Origin of the sequence: Klebsiella sp. P1CD1 (assembly GCF_003790505.1) — a bacterium.
In the GTDB taxonomy this organism is placed as follows: domain Bacteria; phylum Pseudomonadota; class Gammaproteobacteria; order Enterobacterales; family Enterobacteriaceae; genus Klebsiella; species Klebsiella variicola.
The window spans coordinates 2,341,279-2,358,058 of the sequence record NZ_CP033631.1 but is presented as its reverse complement, the minus strand read 5'-3'; the positions used below and the strand labels follow the sequence as shown (position 1 = coordinate 2,358,058).

The following is a 16,780-nucleotide window of genomic DNA, read 5'->3' as shown; positions in this document are numbered from 1 at the left end:
GTGACCCCAATCAAAGTGTTTTATCGCGGCGGCGATTGTACCATATTTTATGCGTACAGCCGCCCTTTCCGCAGGGGTATTGTCGCAGCGCTGAAGGGCATGGAAACGGAAAGGGTGACGTGGATGAATTGAATTTACAGGGCCATTATTTGTACGCCCCGTTACGCTATCGGTGAGGTAACCATTGTCTTTTCGTGCTTATAGGACCAGTATCCATGCACTATAAGCGGGCTTGCGGGTTGTTTTATATTAAGGCGCGTAACCAAAAATGCGCTAATACTGACGAGGGTTATTTACCCATGCAAAGGATAATTTTTCTCACTGAACCTCAGAAAAAGCATATGGTCTCAGTGTTTTAGCTGGCCCCCTACTCATGGCTATAAGGAGCAAAGATGTGAAGCGGCACGAGAATTTTAACTTAAATTAATTAATTCCCGCGACAAATAACCAGTAATTTTGAATTCCTTACATTCTCCCCTATTGCACAACGCATTTTATCGCTCTATTATTAGTTCAACAAACCACCCCACAATATAAGTTTGAGATTACTACAATGAGCGAAGCACTTAAAATTTTGAACAACATCCGTACTCTTCGTGCGCAGGCAAGAGAATGCACCCTTGAAACGCTCGAAGAAATGCTGGAAAAATTAGAAGTCGTTGTTAACGAGCGCCGTGAAGAAGAAAACGCCGCCGCAGCAGAAATTGAAGAGCGTACGCGTAAGCTGCAGCAATACCGTGAAATGCTGATTGCTGACGGTATTGACCCGAATGAACTGCTGAGCACTATGGCTGCCGTTAAAGCCGGTACCAAAACTAAGCGTGCTGCACGTCCGGCTAAATATAGCTATGTAGACGAAAACGGCGAAACCAAAACCTGGACTGGCCAGGGCCGTACTCCTGCGGTGATCAAAAAAGCAATGGACGAACAAGGTAAATCACTGGACGATTTCCTGATCTAATCTCCGTTGTCGCAATATTAAAAATCCCGCTCCGGCGGGATTTTTTTTGCCCTCAGGCTCGATAAACAAAACCGGGAGTCGCTGACGCGCTCCCGGTTTCTGGCTTTTAATCGCGCTGCGGATTACTTCGTCACCGCGGTTTCCAGCCAGGCTTTAAAATCGTCACCAAGCGTCTTGTGACGAATACCATATTCGACAAACGCCTGCATGTAGCCAAGCTTATTGCCGCAATCATGGCTCTTGCCTTTCATATGATAAGCTTCAACCGTTTCTTTCTCGATCAGCATATCAATCGCGTCAGTCAGCTGAATTTCATCACCGGCGCCCGGAGGGGTCTTCGCCAGCAGTGGCCAAATATCTGCGCTGAGGACATAGCGCCCCACTACCGCCAGGTTGGACGGCGCAACGTCAGCTTTTGGCTTCTCGACCACGCCCACCATCGGCACGCTTTCGCCCGGCTTCAGGGATTCGCCTTTGCAATCGACCACGCCATACGCGGTCACATCCTCGACAGGCTCAACCATAATCTGGCTGGCGCCAGTCTCATCAAAACGAGAGATCATCTCCGCAAGGTTATCACGGCTCAGATCGGACTCAAATTCATCCAGAATAACGTCTGGCAGAATAACCGCTACCGGCTCATCACCCACTACCGGATGGGCGCACAGCACGGCGTGACCAAGGCCTTTCGCCAGGCCCTGACGAACTTGCATAATTGTCACGTGCGGCGGGCAAATAGACTGCACTTCTTCCAGAAGCTGGCGTTTTACACGTTTTTCCAGCATCGCTTCCAGCTCAAAACTGGTATCGAAATGGTTTTCGATAGAGTTTTTCGATGAGTGCGTTACCAGAACAATTTCAGTAATTCCTGCAGCGATACATTCATTAACAACGTACTGAATTAACGGCTTATCTACCAGCGGCAGCATTTCTTTTGGAATTGCTTTGGTGGCAGGCAGCATCCTGGTGCCTAATCCCGCTACCGGGATAACCGCTTTTCTGACTTTAGAATTAAGGGCAGCCATTGAAATCTCCTGGACTGTTTGTTTTTTAAACTTCTCGTTACAAATAACGTGTCGAGTATATCAGTCAACCGCGTATTCACTGGTCTGAAAAGGTTCCGATAGCCTCGAATTAGGACTTTTACGCATAAAACTGCTCGATGGTACCACCAGTATAGGGCTGCAGGTAATGCCGTCTGCTTAGATATAAACGCAATTGCTCATTCCGCAGACAACATTAAGCGTAAACGCCCCCCGGCCCCCCAAATTTGGCACTGCCATGAGGCGCAGCGCTGGCTAATTTGGTTAAGATAGGCATTGCCTAGCGTCCCTAAAGGAACGCCATTACTTATCTGAATTTGATGCTCACCAGTATTCAACGTGCCATTGAGCCCTGCGGACACCAGAATTAAATTTTTCAGTCCACTGTGGTAATAACCCACCAGCAAAGGGAACTGACCGGGAAGATTCGCCTGGCGGAGTAACTGATTGACCTGTTTTAACAGACTCCCCATTTCAGGTAGCCGTTGCCCCTGATGCGCCAGTTGCTCTTGCAGCAGGCTATTGAATAGCGCGCGCAGTAATAAAGCCGCCAGCACGCCATTATCCCCTGCTCGTGTGACATCCAGACAATAGAAAGCCAAATCATTTTCCGAGAGCGGCGCAATATCGAGCACCAGCCCCGGCTTATCCGCCGATACCAGCTGTCGATAATGAATACGGCAATGTGACATTTCCTGTTGCACCGGAGGCTGTAGCTCCTGCAGCAGTCTCGATGCGGCGGTCGGATTACTGACCAGCGCGTCCCAGTCCTCAAATAAACGCTCTTCCTCTTCCACACGTGAACTAAACATCGCGGGATACAGGCAGGCATAAACGGTCTCACGCAGGCGATCGAAATCTTTCACCGGTTTTAACAGCACATCCTGGACGCCCAGCCGTAACGCTTTGGCAATATCCGCCATGTTTTCGGTGGCGGAAATCATCAGAATCGGTAGCTGCTCGCCGCGGTTACGCAGCGTCTCGACCAGTTCCAGACCGTTCATTCTCGGCATTGAAATGTCGCAAATCATCAGGTCCGGACGTACCTCGGTCATTTTATGCAGGGCATCCATGCCATCTTCCGCCAGCCAGGTCGTTGCTCCCAGCGAGGCCAGCCATCCATGCAAGAGTGAGCGGAAAACGGGTTCGTCTTCAACTATCAGAATCTGTTTTCCCGCCAATGGCTGCGTCATGATATCTCCCCTGGCTGACGATAATTCAATAGTGGCACGCTATTCTCACTATCGCCTGTCAGATTTTACTTAAGTCAGGTACTTGTACGTCAAACCGCTGTACGCACTAAGGGTAATAGTTCATCCATTTTCTTTTCCACGGCCAATTGGCCCGCGGCAATCGCCTCTCCTGCGCGATGGAAGTCGAGCGTCGACACTTGCGGACAGTATGGCTGCAGCAGGATATCCGGCGGGTCACCCGCCATGCGGTTGCGTTTAAGACGGTTCTCCAGGACCTGGATAGACGTGGTCATGATCTCCATCGCCGTCGGCGTCACGGCCGTACGACGGGAGCTCATTTGCGTCAATCGCGCGCGCAGACGAGTATGCCATGGGCCCTCCTTCTCTTCAGCTTCCGGCCGCGGCGTTTCGAGGGAAAATAAATCTTGCTGCATGAGATGGGCATCATGTTGCAGGTCAACGGCAATCACGATATCGGCCCCCATTGCCCGCGTCAGCGACACGGGAACCGGGTTGACCACTGCGCCATCGACCAGCCAGTAACCATTATGCCTCACCGGCGCCATCAGTCCAGGCATGCTGCAGGAGGCTCGAACGGCTAAATGCAGATCGCCTTCAGTAAACCACAGTTCCCGGCCGGTACTTAAATTGGTCGCGACGGCAGCAAACCGACGCTCGCAGCGTTCGATATCGGTCACCGGCATAATGCGACGGTAATGATTGAATACCTTTTCACCGCGCAGCAGGCCCCCACGTCGCCAGGAGAGGTCCATCAGCTTCAGGACATCCCAGTTGCTGAATGAGCAGATCCATGACTCGAGCGCCGGGAGCCGGTTGCAGGCATACGCCGCCCCTACCAGCGAACCGATAGAACACCCCGCGACGATATCAATCTCGATACCAGCCCGACGGAGGGCGTTGATGACGCCAATGTGCGACCATCCTCGGGCAGCTCCCGCCCCTAACGCCAGACCAATTTTAAGCTTTCTCATTATTACTGATAACTATCCTTCCACTCTGAGCGTGGCAACATTGTCACGGCTCAGTTAACATAAACACCTTTGGCGTTGAAGCGCCGTAATTCTTTCTTCCATGGAGGCAGTTTTGTCGCAATTATGCCCCTGTGGCAGCGCACTGGAGTATAGCTCATGTTGCCAGCGATATCTGTCCGGCGCAGAGCTTGCGCCAGGCCCGTCACAGCTTATGCGCTCCCGCTATAGCGCGTTCGTCATGAAAGATGCCGACTATCTGATCAAAACCTGGCATCCGTCCTGTCAGGCGCAGACGTTTCGCGCCGAGCTGGAGAAGGGGTTCAGCCAGACCGAGTGGCTGGGTTTAACCCTGTTCGCCAGTGATGAAGGGCGAGTCCCAAATGAAGGCTTTGTCAGCTTTGTCGCCCGCTTTAATGACAATAACCGTCCGGGCGCCATTATTGAACGTTCCAGATTCTTAAAAGAAAATGGACAGTGGTACTATATCGACGGGACACGACCGCTGATTGGTCGTAATGACCCCTGCCCTTGCGGCTCAGGTAAAAAATTTAAAAAATGCTGCGGCCAGTAACGCTGCCGTAGCGCTTGCAAACACTACAGGATTTTCCTCGCGATGCATTCATTACAACGTAAAGTACTACGCACTATTTGCCCTGATCAGAAAGGCCTCATCGCGCGTATCACCAATATCTGCTACAAACACGAACTTAACATTGTGCAGAACAATGAATTTGTTGACCACCGTACCGGTCGTTTCTTTATGCGCACCGAACTGGAGGGCATTTTTAACGACGCTATTCTGCTGGCCGATCTGGATAGCGCCCTGCCGGAAGGTTCCATCCGCGAACTGAATCCGGCAGGCCGTCGCCGGGTGGTCATTCTGGTGACCAAAGAGGCGCACTGTCTCGGCGATCTGCTGATGAAAGCCAACTACGGCGGACTGGATGTCGATATCGCCGCGGTTATCGGCAACCATGACACGCTGCGCCCGCTGGTGGAGCGTTTTGGTATTCCGTTTGAGCTGGTCAGCCACGAAGGGTTAAGCCGCGAAGAACACGACAAGCAGATGGGGGATGCCATTGCGGCACATGAGCCGGATTACGTGGTACTGGCCAAGTATATGCGCGTCCTCACCCCGGAGTTTGTCGCCCGCTTCCCGAACAAAATCATCAATATTCACCATTCATTTTTGCCGGCGTTTATCGGCGCCCGTCCTTATCATCAGGCCTATGAGCGCGGCGTAAAGATCATTGGCGCCACCGCCCACTATGTGAATGACAATCTGGATGAAGGCCCAATCATCATGCAGGACGTGATTCATGTCGATCATACCTATACTGCAGAAGATATGATGCGCGCTGGCCGCGATGTCGAAAAAAACGTCTTGAGCCGGGCGCTGTATCAGGTACTGGCGCAGCGCGTCTTCGTTTACGGTAACCGGACGATTATTCTTTAATCGACTGAGAAATGAATTGGTTAGCTTTACGGCGTTACGCGTAAAAATCAGGCAACCAGTTTATTTTTGTCAAACGAATGCTTTACAGGGGCGCATCATTTGGTATGATGCGCCCCGCTTCCCGAGAAGGAAGCAGGCCAGTACCAAGCATTACCCCGTGGTGGGGTTCCCGAGCGGCCAAAGGGAGCAGACTGTAAATCTGCCGTCATCGACTTCGAAGGTTCGAATCCTTCCCCCACCACCATTATTCACTACAGTGATATGGTTTCCCCGACAAACGTAAACGATGTTTGCACTTTGCGGGAAGGGTAAGAACCTTCGACTAAGGTTCGACTCGAGCGCCAGCGAGAGAACGTTGCCACAGGCAACGGTCCGAAGGGCGAGGAGCGATAGCGACGAGTTATCCTTCACCCAGCACCATTCATTTTGCTGAATAGCCTACAATGTGATTTTACCCCTGGTGGGGTTCCCGAGCGGCCAAAGGGAGCAGACTGTAAATCTGCCGTCATCGACTTCGAAGGTTCGAATCCTTCCCCCACCACCATCTACCCATGTCATGCCCAGCTTAATCAACCTACGATATTTTATATTCTACCCTACGGGGAAGGATGAGAAGCTTCGACTAAGGTTCGACTCGAGCGCCAGCGAGAGAACGTTGCCGCAGGCAACGGCCAGAAGGGCGAGGAGCGATAGCGACGAGTTATCCTTCCCCCACCACCATCCTCTTAAAAACACCGCAATCCAATTACTCTACGATATTCTAGATTCTACCTTACGGGGAAGGATGAGAAGCTTCGACCAAGGTTCGACTCGAGCGCCAGCGAGAGAACGTTGCCGCAGGCAACGGCCCGAAGGGCGAGGAACGATAGCGACGAGTTATCCTTCCCCCTCTATTCTCGCGCTCTCTGCAACCACCTGTACTGCTACCTCCTCGCTCGCGCTTCGCTTAGCGAGGCTACAGGTGGCGCCGTCTGGTAAGCCCGGACAGGTGCGCAGCACCGCCTCCGGGAAACTCACAGCGGTGGCAAACGCCTTTTTACCGGCGAGCTTTTCACCACCGAGGTGTTACACTGCGCATACTCGGCCAGACCGTCCAGCAGGGTATCCAGCTGGGCAATATCGCGCACCACGAGGCGCATCACGAAACAATCTTCCCCGGTCACTTTGTCACTTTCAATGCATTCCGGCATCGCCTGGATATATTTATCCACTTTCTGCAGCAGCCCAGGCAGCGGCCGGACCCGCACCAGCGCCTGGAGGCTGTAGCCCAGCGCGGCGAGATTCACCCGCGCACCATAGCCCTGAATGACGCCCCGCTCCTCCAGGCGCTTCACCCGCTCGGCCGTGCTCGGCGAGGTCAGCCCTACTCGCGCGCTCAATACCTTTAGCGAGACTCTGGCATCCTGAGTCAGGCAAGTGAGGATGGCCCGGTCAATTTCATCAAGTACGTCATTCATGTTTTTCACCTAATTATAAAAGGCATTCGCGTCTTTCTACCTTAATTCAGCCATATCACCCTGTCAGGGTTTTTCGCACAATAACTGAAAAATGATGGAGGTGAAAAATGCAACTTACCCGCGGCGTCTGGCAAATGAGCCTGGCAATGATAATCTCCGGCTCGATCGGCGCGTTCGTGCTGCTCTCTGGTTTGCCGGTGATGGATGTGGTGTTCTGGCGCTGCCTGATTGGCGCGCTAACCTTACTGGTGTTTATCGTGTTAAGCGGCCAGCCCTTCAGCCGGCTAACGCGTTTCACTCTCGCTCTGGCAGTAATTGGCGGCGCGGCGCTGGTCGTCAACTGGCTGCTGCTGTTTGCCGCCTATTCGCGGATCTCAATCGGTATGGCCACCGTGGTCTATAACACCCAGCCGTTTATGCTGGTACTGATGGGGATGGTGCTGGGGGAACGGGTCAGCGCCGTGAAATGGGGATGGCTACTGCTGGCCTTTGGCGGCGTAGTGATCCTGTTGTCAAGCGAGCTGACGTCTGCGCATGGAGAGGGGCTTACCACCGGCGTTTTGCTGGCGCTGGGCGCGGCATTCTTCTATGCCCTGACCGCCATTATCGCGCGCAAATTGCATCCGCTCCCCGCGCAGCATATCGCCTTTATTCAGGTGCTCGTTGGCGTCGTGATGCTGCTGCCGCTGGTGCATGCCCCCGAATGGACGGCCAGCTTCCCCTGGCGCTATTTGCTGATCCTCGGCATCGTCCATACCGGGATCATGTATCAGCTTTTATATAGCGCGATACAGAAACTGCCGACGCCCATTACCGGTTCGCTCTCCTTTATTTATCCGCTGGTGGCAATGGTGGTCGACTATCTGGTCTTCCACCATGCATTGACCCCTGTGCAGTTGATTGGCGGGATGCTTATTCTGTTTGCCGCCGCAGGGAATAACCTCGGCTGGGGCGAAAAAAAACCCCGCCGCGGCGGGGTCAGTGAGCAGTCGCGGGCCAGTTAGCGACGGGCGCGGACAATCTGGTATTTGCGCGTCAGGTATTCGACCGGCGCGCTCCAGATATGAACCAGACGGGAGAACGGGAACAGCAGGAACAGGGTCATGCCCAGCACCAGATGAACGCGGAAAATAAATGCCACGCCATCCAGATGCTGTGACGCGCCGCCGTGGAACGTCACCACCGACTGCGCCCAGCCAACCAGCTTCATCATTTCACTGCCGTCCATATGCTGGGCTGAGAATGGGATCGTCAGCAGGCCGAGCGCACACTGCACCATCAGCAAGGAGAGGATCAGAATATCCGCTCCGGTGGTGGTGGCGCGAACGCGCGGGCTGAGCAGACGACGCTTGAGCAGCAGTAACCCGCCCACCAGGGTCATCACGCCGCAGGCGCCGCCGGCGATCATCGCCATCTTCTGCTTGACGTCGATCGGCAGAAAGGACTCATACATCCAGTGCGGGGTCAGCATGCCGAGGAAGTGGCCGGCGAAAATACCCAGGATGCCGATATGGAACAGGTTCGACGCCAGGTTCATCCCCTTACGGTCCAGCATCTGGCTGGAGGCGGCGCGCCAGGTGTACTGGCCATAGTCATAGCGCAGCCAGCTGCCGATCAGAAACACCGAGCCCGCAATGTACGGATAAATGTCAAAGAAGAACATATTCAGGAAGTGCATTATTGCTGTCCTCCGTTAGAGATATTCAGATATTGCGGGGCTACGGCTCCGGCAAAACGACGCTGGTGAGCGGAAATTTCCGACTCGCCGCAGCCCTGGTCGGCAAAGAATTTGACCTGTTCTTCTTCCCAGACCGCATCCAGCGCCTGCGGCGTATCGTCGCGCGCCTCGTCGGCAATCTTCTCCGCCACCTTCTGACTGTCGACCTGGGTATTGGCCAGCTTCAGCAACAGCTCGAACAGCACCGCATAGCGACTTTCGCGCTGCTGCAGGCGCGCGCTGAGCAGGCCGAGGATCGGCGCGACGTCCCGCAGGCCGCCGAGCGCTTCCTCTTCCGGCAGTTGCGCCAGATACTCAAGGTACAGCGGCAGGTGATCCGGCAGCTCATGGCTATCAAGCAGCAGACCGTGGCGCTCATACTGCGCCATCAGATCCACCATCGCCTGCCCGCGATCGCGGGATTCGCCGTGGACATGTTCAAACAGCAGCAGCGAGGTGGCGCGGCCGCGGTCAAACAGTTCGCTATAGGCCGCCTGGGCGTCCAGCGGATCCTGAGCCACTAAATCGCGCAGGAAAACGCCCAGCGCGTGGGCATCCTCTTTGCTGAGTTTCTCTGATGACGCGAGCGCCTCGAACATCTCCTGCTGATGCTGCCATAAGGCAGCGTCAGGGTATTCGAGCAGACGCGACATAATCACGAGTTCAATCATGCGTGCGGCTCCGTTTTGCTGGTCACGTCGATAGCGTCGATGCGACGGCTGTTGAACAGGTTGAACTGGCTGTCCGAGCCGTGGCAGCCATCGCCAAAGCTGAAGCCGCAGCCGTTTTTCTCCGGAAACGCTTCTCGCGCCTGTTCACGGTGGCTGCTCGGCACCACGAAACGATCTTCGTAGTTAGCGATCGCCAGATAGCGGTACATCTCCTGGGCCTGCGCTTCGCTCAGCCCCACCGCTTCCAGCGCGCGGGTATCGACGACGCCGTCAACGGTTTCCGCACGTTTATAGTGGCGCATCGCCAGCATGCGTTTCAGGGCCAGCAGGACCGGCTGGGTATCGCCCGCGGTCAGCAGGTTCGCCAGGTATTGCACCGGAATACGCAGGCTTTCCACGTCCGGCAGAATACCGTTGCTACCCAATTCGCCAGCGTCCGCAGCCGACTGAATTGGCGACAGAGGCGGCACGTACCAGACCATTGGCAGGGTGCGATATTCCGGGTGCAGCGGCAGGGCCAGCTTCCAGTCCATCGCCATTTTGTAGACCGGCGACTGCTGCGCAGCCTCAATGACCCCCTGCGGTACGCCATCTTTTAACGCCTGTTCAATCACTTTTGGATCGTTTGGATCGAGGAACACATCCAGCTGGCGCTGATACAGATCTTTCTCGTTCTCGGTGCTGGCGGCGTTTTCAATCGCATCTGCGTCATACAGCAGTACGCCAAGGTAGCGGATACGGCCCACGCAGGTTTCGGAGCACACCGTCGGCATTCCGGATTCAATACGCGGGTAGCAGAAGATGCATTTCTCGGATTTCCCGCTCTTCCAGTTGAAATAGATCTTCTTGTACGGACAGCCGGTGATACACATCCGCCAGCCGCGGCACTTGTCCTGGTCGATCAGTACGATGCCGTCTTCTTCACGCTTATAGATAGCGCCGCTCGGGCAGGTCGCGACGCAGGCCGGGTTCAGGCAGTGCTCGCACAAGCGCGGCAGATACATCATGAAGGTGTTTTCGAACTGACCGTACATCGCCTTCTGCATGTTGTCGAAGTTCTGATCTTTGGCGCGTTTTTCGAACTCGCCGCCGAGGATCTCTTCCCAGTTCGGACCGCTGGTGATCTTGTCCATCCGCTGGCCGGTGATCAGCGAGCGCGGGCGGGCGATCGGCTGATGTTTGCTTTCCGGCGCGTTATGCAGATTCTGGTAGTCATAATCAAACGGCTCGTAGTAATCATCGATCCCCGGCAGATGCGGGTTGGCGAAGATTTTACCCAGCAGCATCGCGCGGTTGCCCATGCGCGGCTGCAGTTTACCGTTGATTTTGCGGATCCAGCCGCCCTTCCATTTTTCCTGGTTTTCCCAGTCGTTCGGGAAGCCAACGCCAGGTTTGCTCTCCACGTTGTTGAACCAGGCGTATTCCATCCCTTCCCGGCTGGTCCAGACGTTTTTACAGGTCATCGAACAGGTATGGCAGCCGATGCACTTATCGAGATTCAGCACCATGCCGACTTGTGAACGAATTTTCATTTTACGCTCTCCTGTACCTGGTCGTTGCCTTCGCCGTCTAACCAGTTAATGTTCTTCATCTTACGTACCACTACAAACTCATCGCGGTTGGAGCCGACGGTACCGTAGTAGTTAAAGCCATAGGCCAGGTGGCCGTAGCCGCCGATCATGTGGGTCGGTTTTGGCGTAATACGGGTGACGGAGTTGTGGATCCCCCCGCGCTGACCGGTGATTTCAGATCCCGGCAGGTTCACGATGCGTTCCTGCGCGTGATACATCATGGTCATCCCGGCCGGTACACGCTGGCTCACCACCGCACGCGCCGTCAGGGCGCCGTTGGCGTTAAACACTTCGATCCAGTCGTTATCTTCGATACCCAGATCTTTCGCATCCGCTTCGCTCATCCAGACGATCGGCCCGCCGCGCGACAGGGTCAGCATCAGCAGGTTATCGCTGTAGGTCGAGTGGATACCCCATTTCTGGTGCGGGGTCAGGAAGTTCAGCGCCTTCTCCGGGTTGCCGTTGGACTTCTCGCCCATCACCGCTTTCACCGAACGGGTGTCGATCGGCGGACGATAGACCAGCAGGCTTTCGCCAAAGTCGCGCATCCACTGATGATCCTGATACAGCGATTGACGGCCGGACAGCGTCCGCCACGGGATCAGCTCGTGAACGTTGGTATACCCAGCGTTATAGGAGACATGTTCATCTTCCAGGCCAGACCAGGTCGGGCTGGAGATAATCTTCCGCGGCTGCGCCTGAATATCGCGGAAGCGGATCTTCTCGTCTTCTTTGTTCAGCGCCAGGTGCGCGTGCTCGCGACCGGTGATCTCGCTCAGCGCTTTCCACGCCTTCACCGCCACCTGACCGTTGGTTTCCGGCGCCAGGGTGAGGATCATTTCCGCGGCGTCGATGGCCGTTTCCAGCTTCGGCTGGCCTTTCGCCGGGCCTTCCGCCTTGGTGTAGTTGAGCTTACGCAGCAGGTCCATCTCGCTCTGGGTGTTCCAGGCGATGCCTTTCCCGCCGTTGCCGATGGTTTCCAGCAGCGGACCGATCGAGGTGAAACGTTCGTAAGTCGCCGGGTAATCACGCTCAACCGGAATAATATGCGGCGCGGTTTTCCCCGGAATGAGATCGCATTCGCCTTTTTTCCAGTCTTTGACATCCAGCGGCTGCGCCATTTCCGCGGCGGAGTCGTGCTGGATCGGCAGCGTGACGACGTCGGTTTCTTTGCCGAGGTGGCCCACGCAGACTTCAGAGAATTTCTTCGCGATACCTTTATAGATATCCCAGTCGCTCTTCGATTCCCAGGCCGGGTCAACGGCGGCCGACAGCGGGTGAATAAACGGATGCATATCCGAGGTATTCATGTCGTCTTTTTCGTACCAGGTGGCGGTCGGCAGCACGATGTCGGAGTAGAGACAGGTGCTCGACAGACGGAAATCGAGGGTCACCACCAGATCCAGTTTGCCGTCGAGGCCGTTATCCCGCCATTCGACTTCTTCCGGCTTCACGCCGCCCTGCTTGCCGAGGTCTTTGCCCTGAATGCCGTTCTCGGTACCCAGCAGGTACTTGAGCATATACTCATGGCCTTTACCGGAGGAGCCCAGCAGGTTGGAGCGCCAGATAAACAGGTTACGCGGGTGGTTTTTGCCGTTTTCCGGCTGCTCGGCCGCAAAACGAATCGAGCCCTCTTTCAACGACTTCACGGTGTAATCCACCGGGGTCATGCCGGCTTTTTTCGCTTCATCAGCGATACGCAGCGGGTTCACCCCTAACTGCGGCGCAGACGGCAGCCAGCCCATGCGCTCTGCGCGCACATTAAAGTCGATCAGGTGGCCGCTGTAACGGGATTTATCCGCCATCGGCGACAGCAGTTCCTGCGCAGTCACGGTTTCATAGCGCCACTGACTGGAGTGGTTATAGAAGTACGAGGTACTGTTCATGTGACGTGCCGGACGCTGCCAGTCAAGGGCGAACGCCAGCGGCTGCCAGCCGGTCTGCGGACGCAGTTTTTCCTGGCCCACATAGTGCGCCCAACCGCCGCCGCTCTGACCGACGCAGCCGCAGAAGACCAGCATATTGATCAGGCCGCGGTAGTTCATGTCGAGGTGGAACCAGTGGTTAAGGCCCGCCCCGACGATAATCATCGAGCGACCATGGGTCTTATCGGCATTATCGGCAAATTCACGTGCAGTGCGGATGATATGCGCGCGGGAGACGCCGGTGATCTTCTCCGCCCAGGCCGGGGTGTAGGCTTTCATGTCATCGTAGCCGGTGGCGCAGTTTTCATCGTTCAGACCGCGTTCCAGGCCATAGTTGGCCATGGTCAGATCGTAAACGGTGGTCACCAAAGCGGTGGAGCCGTCGGCCAACTGCAGGCGTTTGGCCGGCAGTTTGTGCAGCAGAATATTTTCGAGGTCGACTTTGTTGAAGTGCTCAGAACCTTCGCCGCCGAAGTACGGGAAGCCGACGTTCGCCACTTCATCATGGCTGCCCAGCAGGCTCAGACGCAGCTCAATCTCTTCGCCAGTTTTACCGTCGCGCTGTTCGAGGTTCCATTTGCCTTTGTCGCCCCAGCGGAATCCGAGGGAACCGTTCGGTACGGTCATGTCGCCCCTCTCGTCAAAGGCGACGGTTTTCCATTCCGGATTGTTCTCCTGACCAAGGGAATCAACGAGGTCGGAGGCGCGCAGCGTACGGCCAGCGGCATAATAACCGTCGCGCTCCTCGAGCATCACCAGCATCGGCATATCGGTATAGCGACGCACATAATCGGTGAAGTACTGGCTCGGTTTATCGAGATGGAACTCGCGCAGCATCACATGGCCCATCGCCAGCGCCATCGCAGCATCGGTACCCTGCTTCGGCGCCAGCCACAGATCGCAGAGTTTGGCGATTTCGGCGTAGTCTGGGGTGATCGCCACGGTTTTGGTGCCTTTGTAGCGGACTTCGGTAAAGAAGTGGGCATCCGGGGTACGGGTCTGCGGCACGTTGGAGCCCCAGGCGATAATGTAGCTGGAGTTATACCAATCCGCCGATTCGGGGACGTCGGTCTGTTCGCCCCAGGTCATCGGCGAAGCTGGCGGCAGGTCGCAGTACCAGTCGTAGAAGCTCAGGCAGGTGCCGCCGATCAGCGACAGATAACGGGCGCCGGAGGCGTAGGAAACCATCGACATCGCCGGGATCGGCGAGAAACCGGCCACGCGGTCCGGACCGTAAGTTTTGACGGTATAGACGTTGGAGGCGGCAATCAGCTCATTCACTTCCTGCCAGGAGGAGCGGACAAACCCGCCGCGACCGCGAGCCTGTTTGAAGCTTTTGGCTTTGTCGGCGTCTTCAATAATCGAGGCCCATGCCTCAACCGGATCGCTATGCTGAACTTTCGCTTCCCGCCACATCTTCATCAGACGTTTACGCATCAGCGGGTATTTCAGGCGGTTCGCGCTGTACAAATACCAGGAGTAGCTGGCACCGCGCGGGCAACCGCGTGGTTCGTGGTTCGGCAGGTCCGGACGGGTGCGCGGGTAGTCAGTCTGCTGCGTTTCCCAGGTCACCAGACCGTTTTTCACATAAATCTTCCAGCTGCATGAGCCGGTGCAGTTGACACCGTGAGTGGAACGCACAATTTTGTCATGCTGCCAACGTTGACGGTATCCATCCTCCCAGTCCCGGTTGGTGTTTAGAAGCTGGCCGTGCCCATCGGCAAAGGTTTCACCCTTCTGTTTGAAGTAGCGAAACCGGTCCAGGAATTTACTCATCGGGTTTCTCCTGATATGGAGCCTGACGGCTCTCTGATAAATCGACATTGCTGGATTTGCAGCGAAGGTAACGCTATGAAAGAGGGCGAGAATTGATGGCGATCAATCCGGACTGGCTTGTCAAAGCGGAGGGAAACCGCGATTACCACCAAGGTGGTATGAGATACTATTTTTTAATTTTATGTTTTATAAGCTCTTTTTCCTAAAAAGCCGTCATCATGGAAGGATTTGTTAACAAAGGAGGTATTAAGGGGTAGAGCCGTTTCGCTGGCAAGCCGTCCCTTCCCGGCTCTGTGGCCAATATGAATCAAATCATCCATTAGTATGTTGTAACTAACGAGTAACGTAAAAAAAGGCGCCGCCCTGGCAGCGCGCCTTTTCAAACGTCATGATGAACGCGGCGGATTACTGACGCTTACGGCCGTATACCGCCCAGGTGATGATCACGCAGGCGATATAGAAGATCAGGAAGATTTTCATCGCGCCGGCCGGCGAACCGGTCAGATCCAGCGAGATACCGAATGCTTTTGGAATAAAGAAGCCGCCGATGGCGCCAATAGCGGAGATAAAGCCCAGCGCCGCCGCAGTATCGGTCGCCGCCTCGCGCATCGCCTGCGCTTCGCTGCCGCCCTGGGCCTTCACGCGGTCCATGGTCAGCTTACGGAAGATCACGGAGATCATCTGGAAGGTGGAGGCGCTCCCCAGCCCGGCGGTCAGGAACAGCACCATGAACACCGCGAAGAAGGCGATGAAGTTGCCGCCCTGGCCGTTAGTCGGCAGGGTCAGGAACAGCAGCGCGCAGAAGACAGCCATCACCACGAAGTTGACCAGCGTCACGCGAGTCCCGCCGAGACGATCGGAGATCGTCCCGCCCATCGAACGCGCCAGCGCGCCAATAAAGGGGCCGAAGAAGGCGTAGTGCAGGATCTGCACGTCCGGGAACTGGGTTTTCGACAGCATGGCGAAGCCGGCGGAGAATCCGATGAAGGAGCCGAAGGTGGCCAGATAGAGCAGCGCCATAATCCACAGGTGCAGGCGTTTGAGCACCGGCAGCTGTTCGCTCAGCGAGGCTTTAGAAGCCGACAGGTCGTTCATAAAGAACCACGCCGCCAGGGTGAAAATAATCAGGAAAGGTACCCAGATCCACGCGGCGTTTTCCAGATACAGCATTGAGCCGTCCGGCTGCTCGCTGCCGGTCCCGCCAAAAAAGGCAAACACTGAGACCGACACCACCAGCGGCGCGACCAGCTGCATCACGCTGACGCCCATATTACCAAGGCCGCCATTGACGCCGAGCGCCCCGCCCTGCTTCGCTTTCGGGAAGAAGAAGCTGATGTTAGCCATACTGGAGGCAAAGTTGGCCCCGGCGAAGCCGCACAGCAGCGAGATAATCACGAAGACGCTAAACGGCGTGGAAGTATCCTGGACCGCAAAGCCCAGCCAGACGCACGGAATAATCATGATCCCGGTGCTGAATGCCGTCCAGCGACGGCCGCCGAACAGCGGCACCATGAAAGCGTAAGGCACGCGCAATAAGGCGCCAGACAGCGCCGGCAGCGCGGTCAGCATAAACAGCTGATCGGTCGTAAACTGAAAGCCCACTTTGTTGAGATTAACGGCGACGGCGCTGAACAACATCCATACGCAGAACGCCAGTAACAGACAGGGAACGGAGATCCATAGATTACGGCTCGCCACACGGTGACCGCGCTGTTGCCAGAATTCAGGATCTTCAGGGCGCCAGTCGGTAATGACCGAGCGGTTAGCCTTCTCCGGTAGGGAAGATTGACTCATAGATACCTCTGATTATTCATATTTCCTGCCGCTACCTTAGGGGTTGCCCGGGGCGGTAAGTTGATATAAATCAAAGGAAAAGCGCGCACTAATTTGTGCAAAAATAAACCATGCTCCGAAGTGAGTAGAGAAAGGTGAGGAAAAAAGTGTGGTTTTTCACGCGGCTGCCGGGTTGCGTATAACCCCACCCCCAATAGCGCCTACCACCGACAATTAAGGAGTAA

14 protein-coding genes, 2 tRNA genes and 3 other RNA genes are annotated in these 16,780 nt (G+C 55.6%); 10 read left to right on the top strand and 9 right to left on the bottom strand.

Annotation, left to right across the window (positions count from 1 at the left end):
• Together DTA24_RS28120 and hns are read left to right on the top strand one after the other, a co-directional pair.
• Positions 1 to 132 carry a hypothetical protein gene (locus DTA24_RS28120; protein ID WP_048271801.1) on the top strand — a complete coding sequence of 44 codons (132 nt, stop codon included), beginning with the start codon at positions 1 to 3 and terminating at the stop codon, positions 130 to 132.
• Positions 133 to 553: 421 nt separating this feature from the next.
• The gene (gene hns, locus DTA24_RS11760; RefSeq protein ID WP_002910103.1) at positions 554 to 961 is read left to right on the top strand and encodes a histone-like nucleoid-structuring protein H-NS; all 408 of its coding nucleotides are present in this window, start codon (positions 554 to 556) and stop codon (positions 959 to 961) included.
• A gap of 122 nt (positions 962 to 1,083) precedes the next feature.
• Here the strand turns inward: hns and galU are convergent, their stop codons facing one another.
• The 3 genes from galU to rssA form a co-directional block, all read right to left on the bottom strand.
• Positions 1,084 to 1,986: a UTP--glucose-1-phosphate uridylyltransferase GalU gene (gene galU, locus DTA24_RS11755; RefSeq protein ID WP_008804409.1), complete on the bottom strand. Its 903-nt coding sequence runs from the start codon at positions 1,984 to 1,986 to the stop codon at positions 1,084 to 1,086.
• Positions 1,987 to 2,183: 197 nt separating this feature from the next.
• On the bottom strand, positions 2,184 to 3,197 hold the full coding sequence (rssB, locus tag DTA24_RS11750; RefSeq protein ID WP_094284979.1) for a two-component system response regulator RssB: 1,014 nt from the start codon (positions 3,195 to 3,197) through the stop codon (positions 2,184 to 2,186).
• 89 nt (positions 3,198 to 3,286) lie between these two features.
• Complete coding sequence (gene rssA, locus DTA24_RS11745; RefSeq protein WP_008804407.1) at positions 3,287 to 4,189, bottom strand: patatin-like phospholipase RssA; 903 nt, start codon at positions 4,187 to 4,189, stop codon at positions 3,287 to 3,289.
• A gap of 112 nt (positions 4,190 to 4,301) precedes the next feature.
• Here rssA and DTA24_RS11740 point away from each other — a divergent pair, with 112 nt between their 5' ends.
• From DTA24_RS11740 to DTA24_RS11710, 7 genes are all read left to right on the top strand, one after another.
• On the top strand, positions 4,302 to 4,760 hold the full coding sequence (locus tag DTA24_RS11740; protein ID WP_008804406.1) for a YchJ family protein: 459 nt from the start codon (positions 4,302 to 4,304) through the stop codon (positions 4,758 to 4,760).
• A 42-nt stretch (positions 4,761 to 4,802) separates the two neighbouring features.
• On the top strand, positions 4,803 to 5,645 hold the full coding sequence (purU, locus tag DTA24_RS11735; protein WP_004203178.1) for a formyltetrahydrofolate deformylase: 843 nt from the start codon (positions 4,803 to 4,805) through the stop codon (positions 5,643 to 5,645).
• A 159-nt stretch (positions 5,646 to 5,804) separates the two neighbouring features.
• Positions 5,805 to 5,889: transfer RNA gene (locus tag DTA24_RS11730), tRNA-Tyr, on the top strand.
• 43 nt (positions 5,890 to 5,932) lie between these two features.
• A non-coding RNA gene (locus tag DTA24_RS11725) (RtT sRNA) lies at positions 5,933 to 6,065 on the top strand.
• Between the two features lie 39 nt (positions 6,066 to 6,104).
• Positions 6,105 to 6,189 (top strand) — tRNA-Tyr (locus DTA24_RS11720).
• 43 nt (positions 6,190 to 6,232) lie between these two features.
• Positions 6,233 to 6,365: non-coding RNA, RtT sRNA (locus tag DTA24_RS11715), on the top strand.
• Between the two features lie 43 nt (positions 6,366 to 6,408).
• A non-coding RNA gene (locus DTA24_RS11710) (RtT sRNA) lies at positions 6,409 to 6,541 on the top strand.
• 117 nt (positions 6,542 to 6,658) lie between these two features.
• Here the strand turns inward: DTA24_RS11710 and DTA24_RS11705 are convergent.
• Positions 6,659 to 7,102 carry an Lrp/AsnC family transcriptional regulator gene (locus DTA24_RS11705; protein ID WP_004152249.1) on the bottom strand — a complete coding sequence of 148 codons (444 nt, stop codon included), beginning with the start codon at positions 7,100 to 7,102 and terminating at the stop codon, positions 6,659 to 6,661.
• Positions 7,103 to 7,209: 107 nt separating this feature from the next.
• Between DTA24_RS11705 and DTA24_RS11700 the strand changes: the two genes are divergently transcribed.
• Positions 7,210 to 8,106 (top strand): DMT family transporter, encoded by an 897-nt coding sequence (locus DTA24_RS11700; RefSeq protein ID WP_012541354.1) that lies wholly within the window; start codon positions 7,210 to 7,212, stop codon positions 8,104 to 8,106.
• Here the strand turns inward: DTA24_RS11700 and narI are convergent.
• From narI to DTA24_RS11675, 5 genes are all read right to left on the bottom strand, one after another.
• On the bottom strand, positions 8,103 to 8,780 hold the full coding sequence (gene narI, locus DTA24_RS11695) for a respiratory nitrate reductase subunit gamma (protein WP_002910189.1): 678 nt from the start codon (positions 8,778 to 8,780) through the stop codon (positions 8,103 to 8,105). The genes DTA24_RS11700 and narI overlap by 4 nt on opposite strands.
• Entirely contained in the window at positions 8,780 to 9,490 is a 711-nt protein-coding gene (gene narJ / locus DTA24_RS11690; protein WP_012541353.1) for a nitrate reductase molybdenum cofactor assembly chaperone, read from the bottom strand. Before narJ ends, narI begins: the two co-directional genes overlap by 1 nt.
• Complete coding sequence (gene narH, locus DTA24_RS11685; RefSeq protein WP_123836833.1) at positions 9,487 to 11,022, bottom strand: nitrate reductase subunit beta; 1,536 nt, start codon at positions 11,020 to 11,022, stop codon at positions 9,487 to 9,489. Before narH ends, narJ begins: the two co-directional genes overlap by 4 nt.
• Positions 11,019 to 14,762 (bottom strand): nitrate reductase subunit alpha, encoded by a 3,744-nt coding sequence (locus tag DTA24_RS11680; RefSeq protein ID WP_049164939.1) that lies wholly within the window; start codon positions 14,760 to 14,762, stop codon positions 11,019 to 11,021. The genes narH and DTA24_RS11680 overlap by 4 nt, the downstream gene beginning before the upstream one ends.
• 405 nt (positions 14,763 to 15,167) lie before the next feature.
• The gene (locus DTA24_RS11675; protein WP_070544551.1) at positions 15,168 to 16,556 is read right to left on the bottom strand and encodes a NarK family nitrate/nitrite MFS transporter; all 1,389 of its coding nucleotides are present in this window, start codon (positions 16,554 to 16,556) and stop codon (positions 15,168 to 15,170) included.
• Positions 16,557 to 16,780: the final 224 nt, after the last annotated feature.

What these genes read in the sequence shown, in the direction of transcription:
- hns (WP_002910103.1), top strand. Translation starts at nt 554, where the DNA reads ATGAGCGAAGCACTTAAAATTTTGAACAACATCCGTACTCTTCGTGCG.
- galU (WP_008804409.1), bottom strand. Translation starts at nt 1,986, where the DNA reads ATGGCTGCCCTTAATTCTAAAGTCAGAAAAGCGGTTATCCCGGTAGCG.
- rssB (WP_094284979.1), bottom strand. Translation starts at nt 3,197, where the DNA reads ATGACGCAGCCATTGGCGGGAAAACAGATTCTGATAGTTGAAGACGAA.
- rssA (WP_008804407.1), bottom strand. Translation starts at nt 4,189, where the DNA reads ATGAGAAAGCTTAAAATTGGTCTGGCGTTAGGGGCGGGAGCTGCCCGA.
- purU (WP_004203178.1), top strand. Translation starts at nt 4,803, where the DNA reads ATGCATTCATTACAACGTAAAGTACTACGCACTATTTGCCCTGATCAG.
- DTA24_RS11705 (WP_004152249.1), bottom strand. Translation starts at nt 7,102, where the DNA reads ATGAATGACGTACTTGATGAAATTGACCGGGCCATCCTCACTTGCCTG.
- DTA24_RS11700 (WP_012541354.1), top strand. Translation starts at nt 7,210, where the DNA reads ATGCAACTTACCCGCGGCGTCTGGCAAATGAGCCTGGCAATGATAATC.
- narI (WP_002910189.1), bottom strand. Translation starts at nt 8,780, where the DNA reads ATGCACTTCCTGAATATGTTCTTCTTTGACATTTATCCGTACATTGCG.
- narJ (WP_012541353.1), bottom strand. Translation starts at nt 9,490, where the DNA reads ATGATTGAACTCGTGATTATGTCGCGTCTGCTCGAATACCCTGACGCT.
- narH (WP_123836833.1), bottom strand. Translation starts at nt 11,022, where the DNA reads ATGAAAATTCGTTCACAAGTCGGCATGGTGCTGAATCTCGATAAGTGC.
- DTA24_RS11680 (WP_049164939.1), bottom strand. Translation starts at nt 14,762, where the DNA reads ATGAGTAAATTCCTGGACCGGTTTCGCTACTTCAAACAGAAGGGTGAA.
- DTA24_RS11675 (WP_070544551.1), bottom strand. Translation starts at nt 16,556, where the DNA reads ATGAGTCAATCTTCCCTACCGGAGAAGGCTAACCGCTCGGTCATTACC.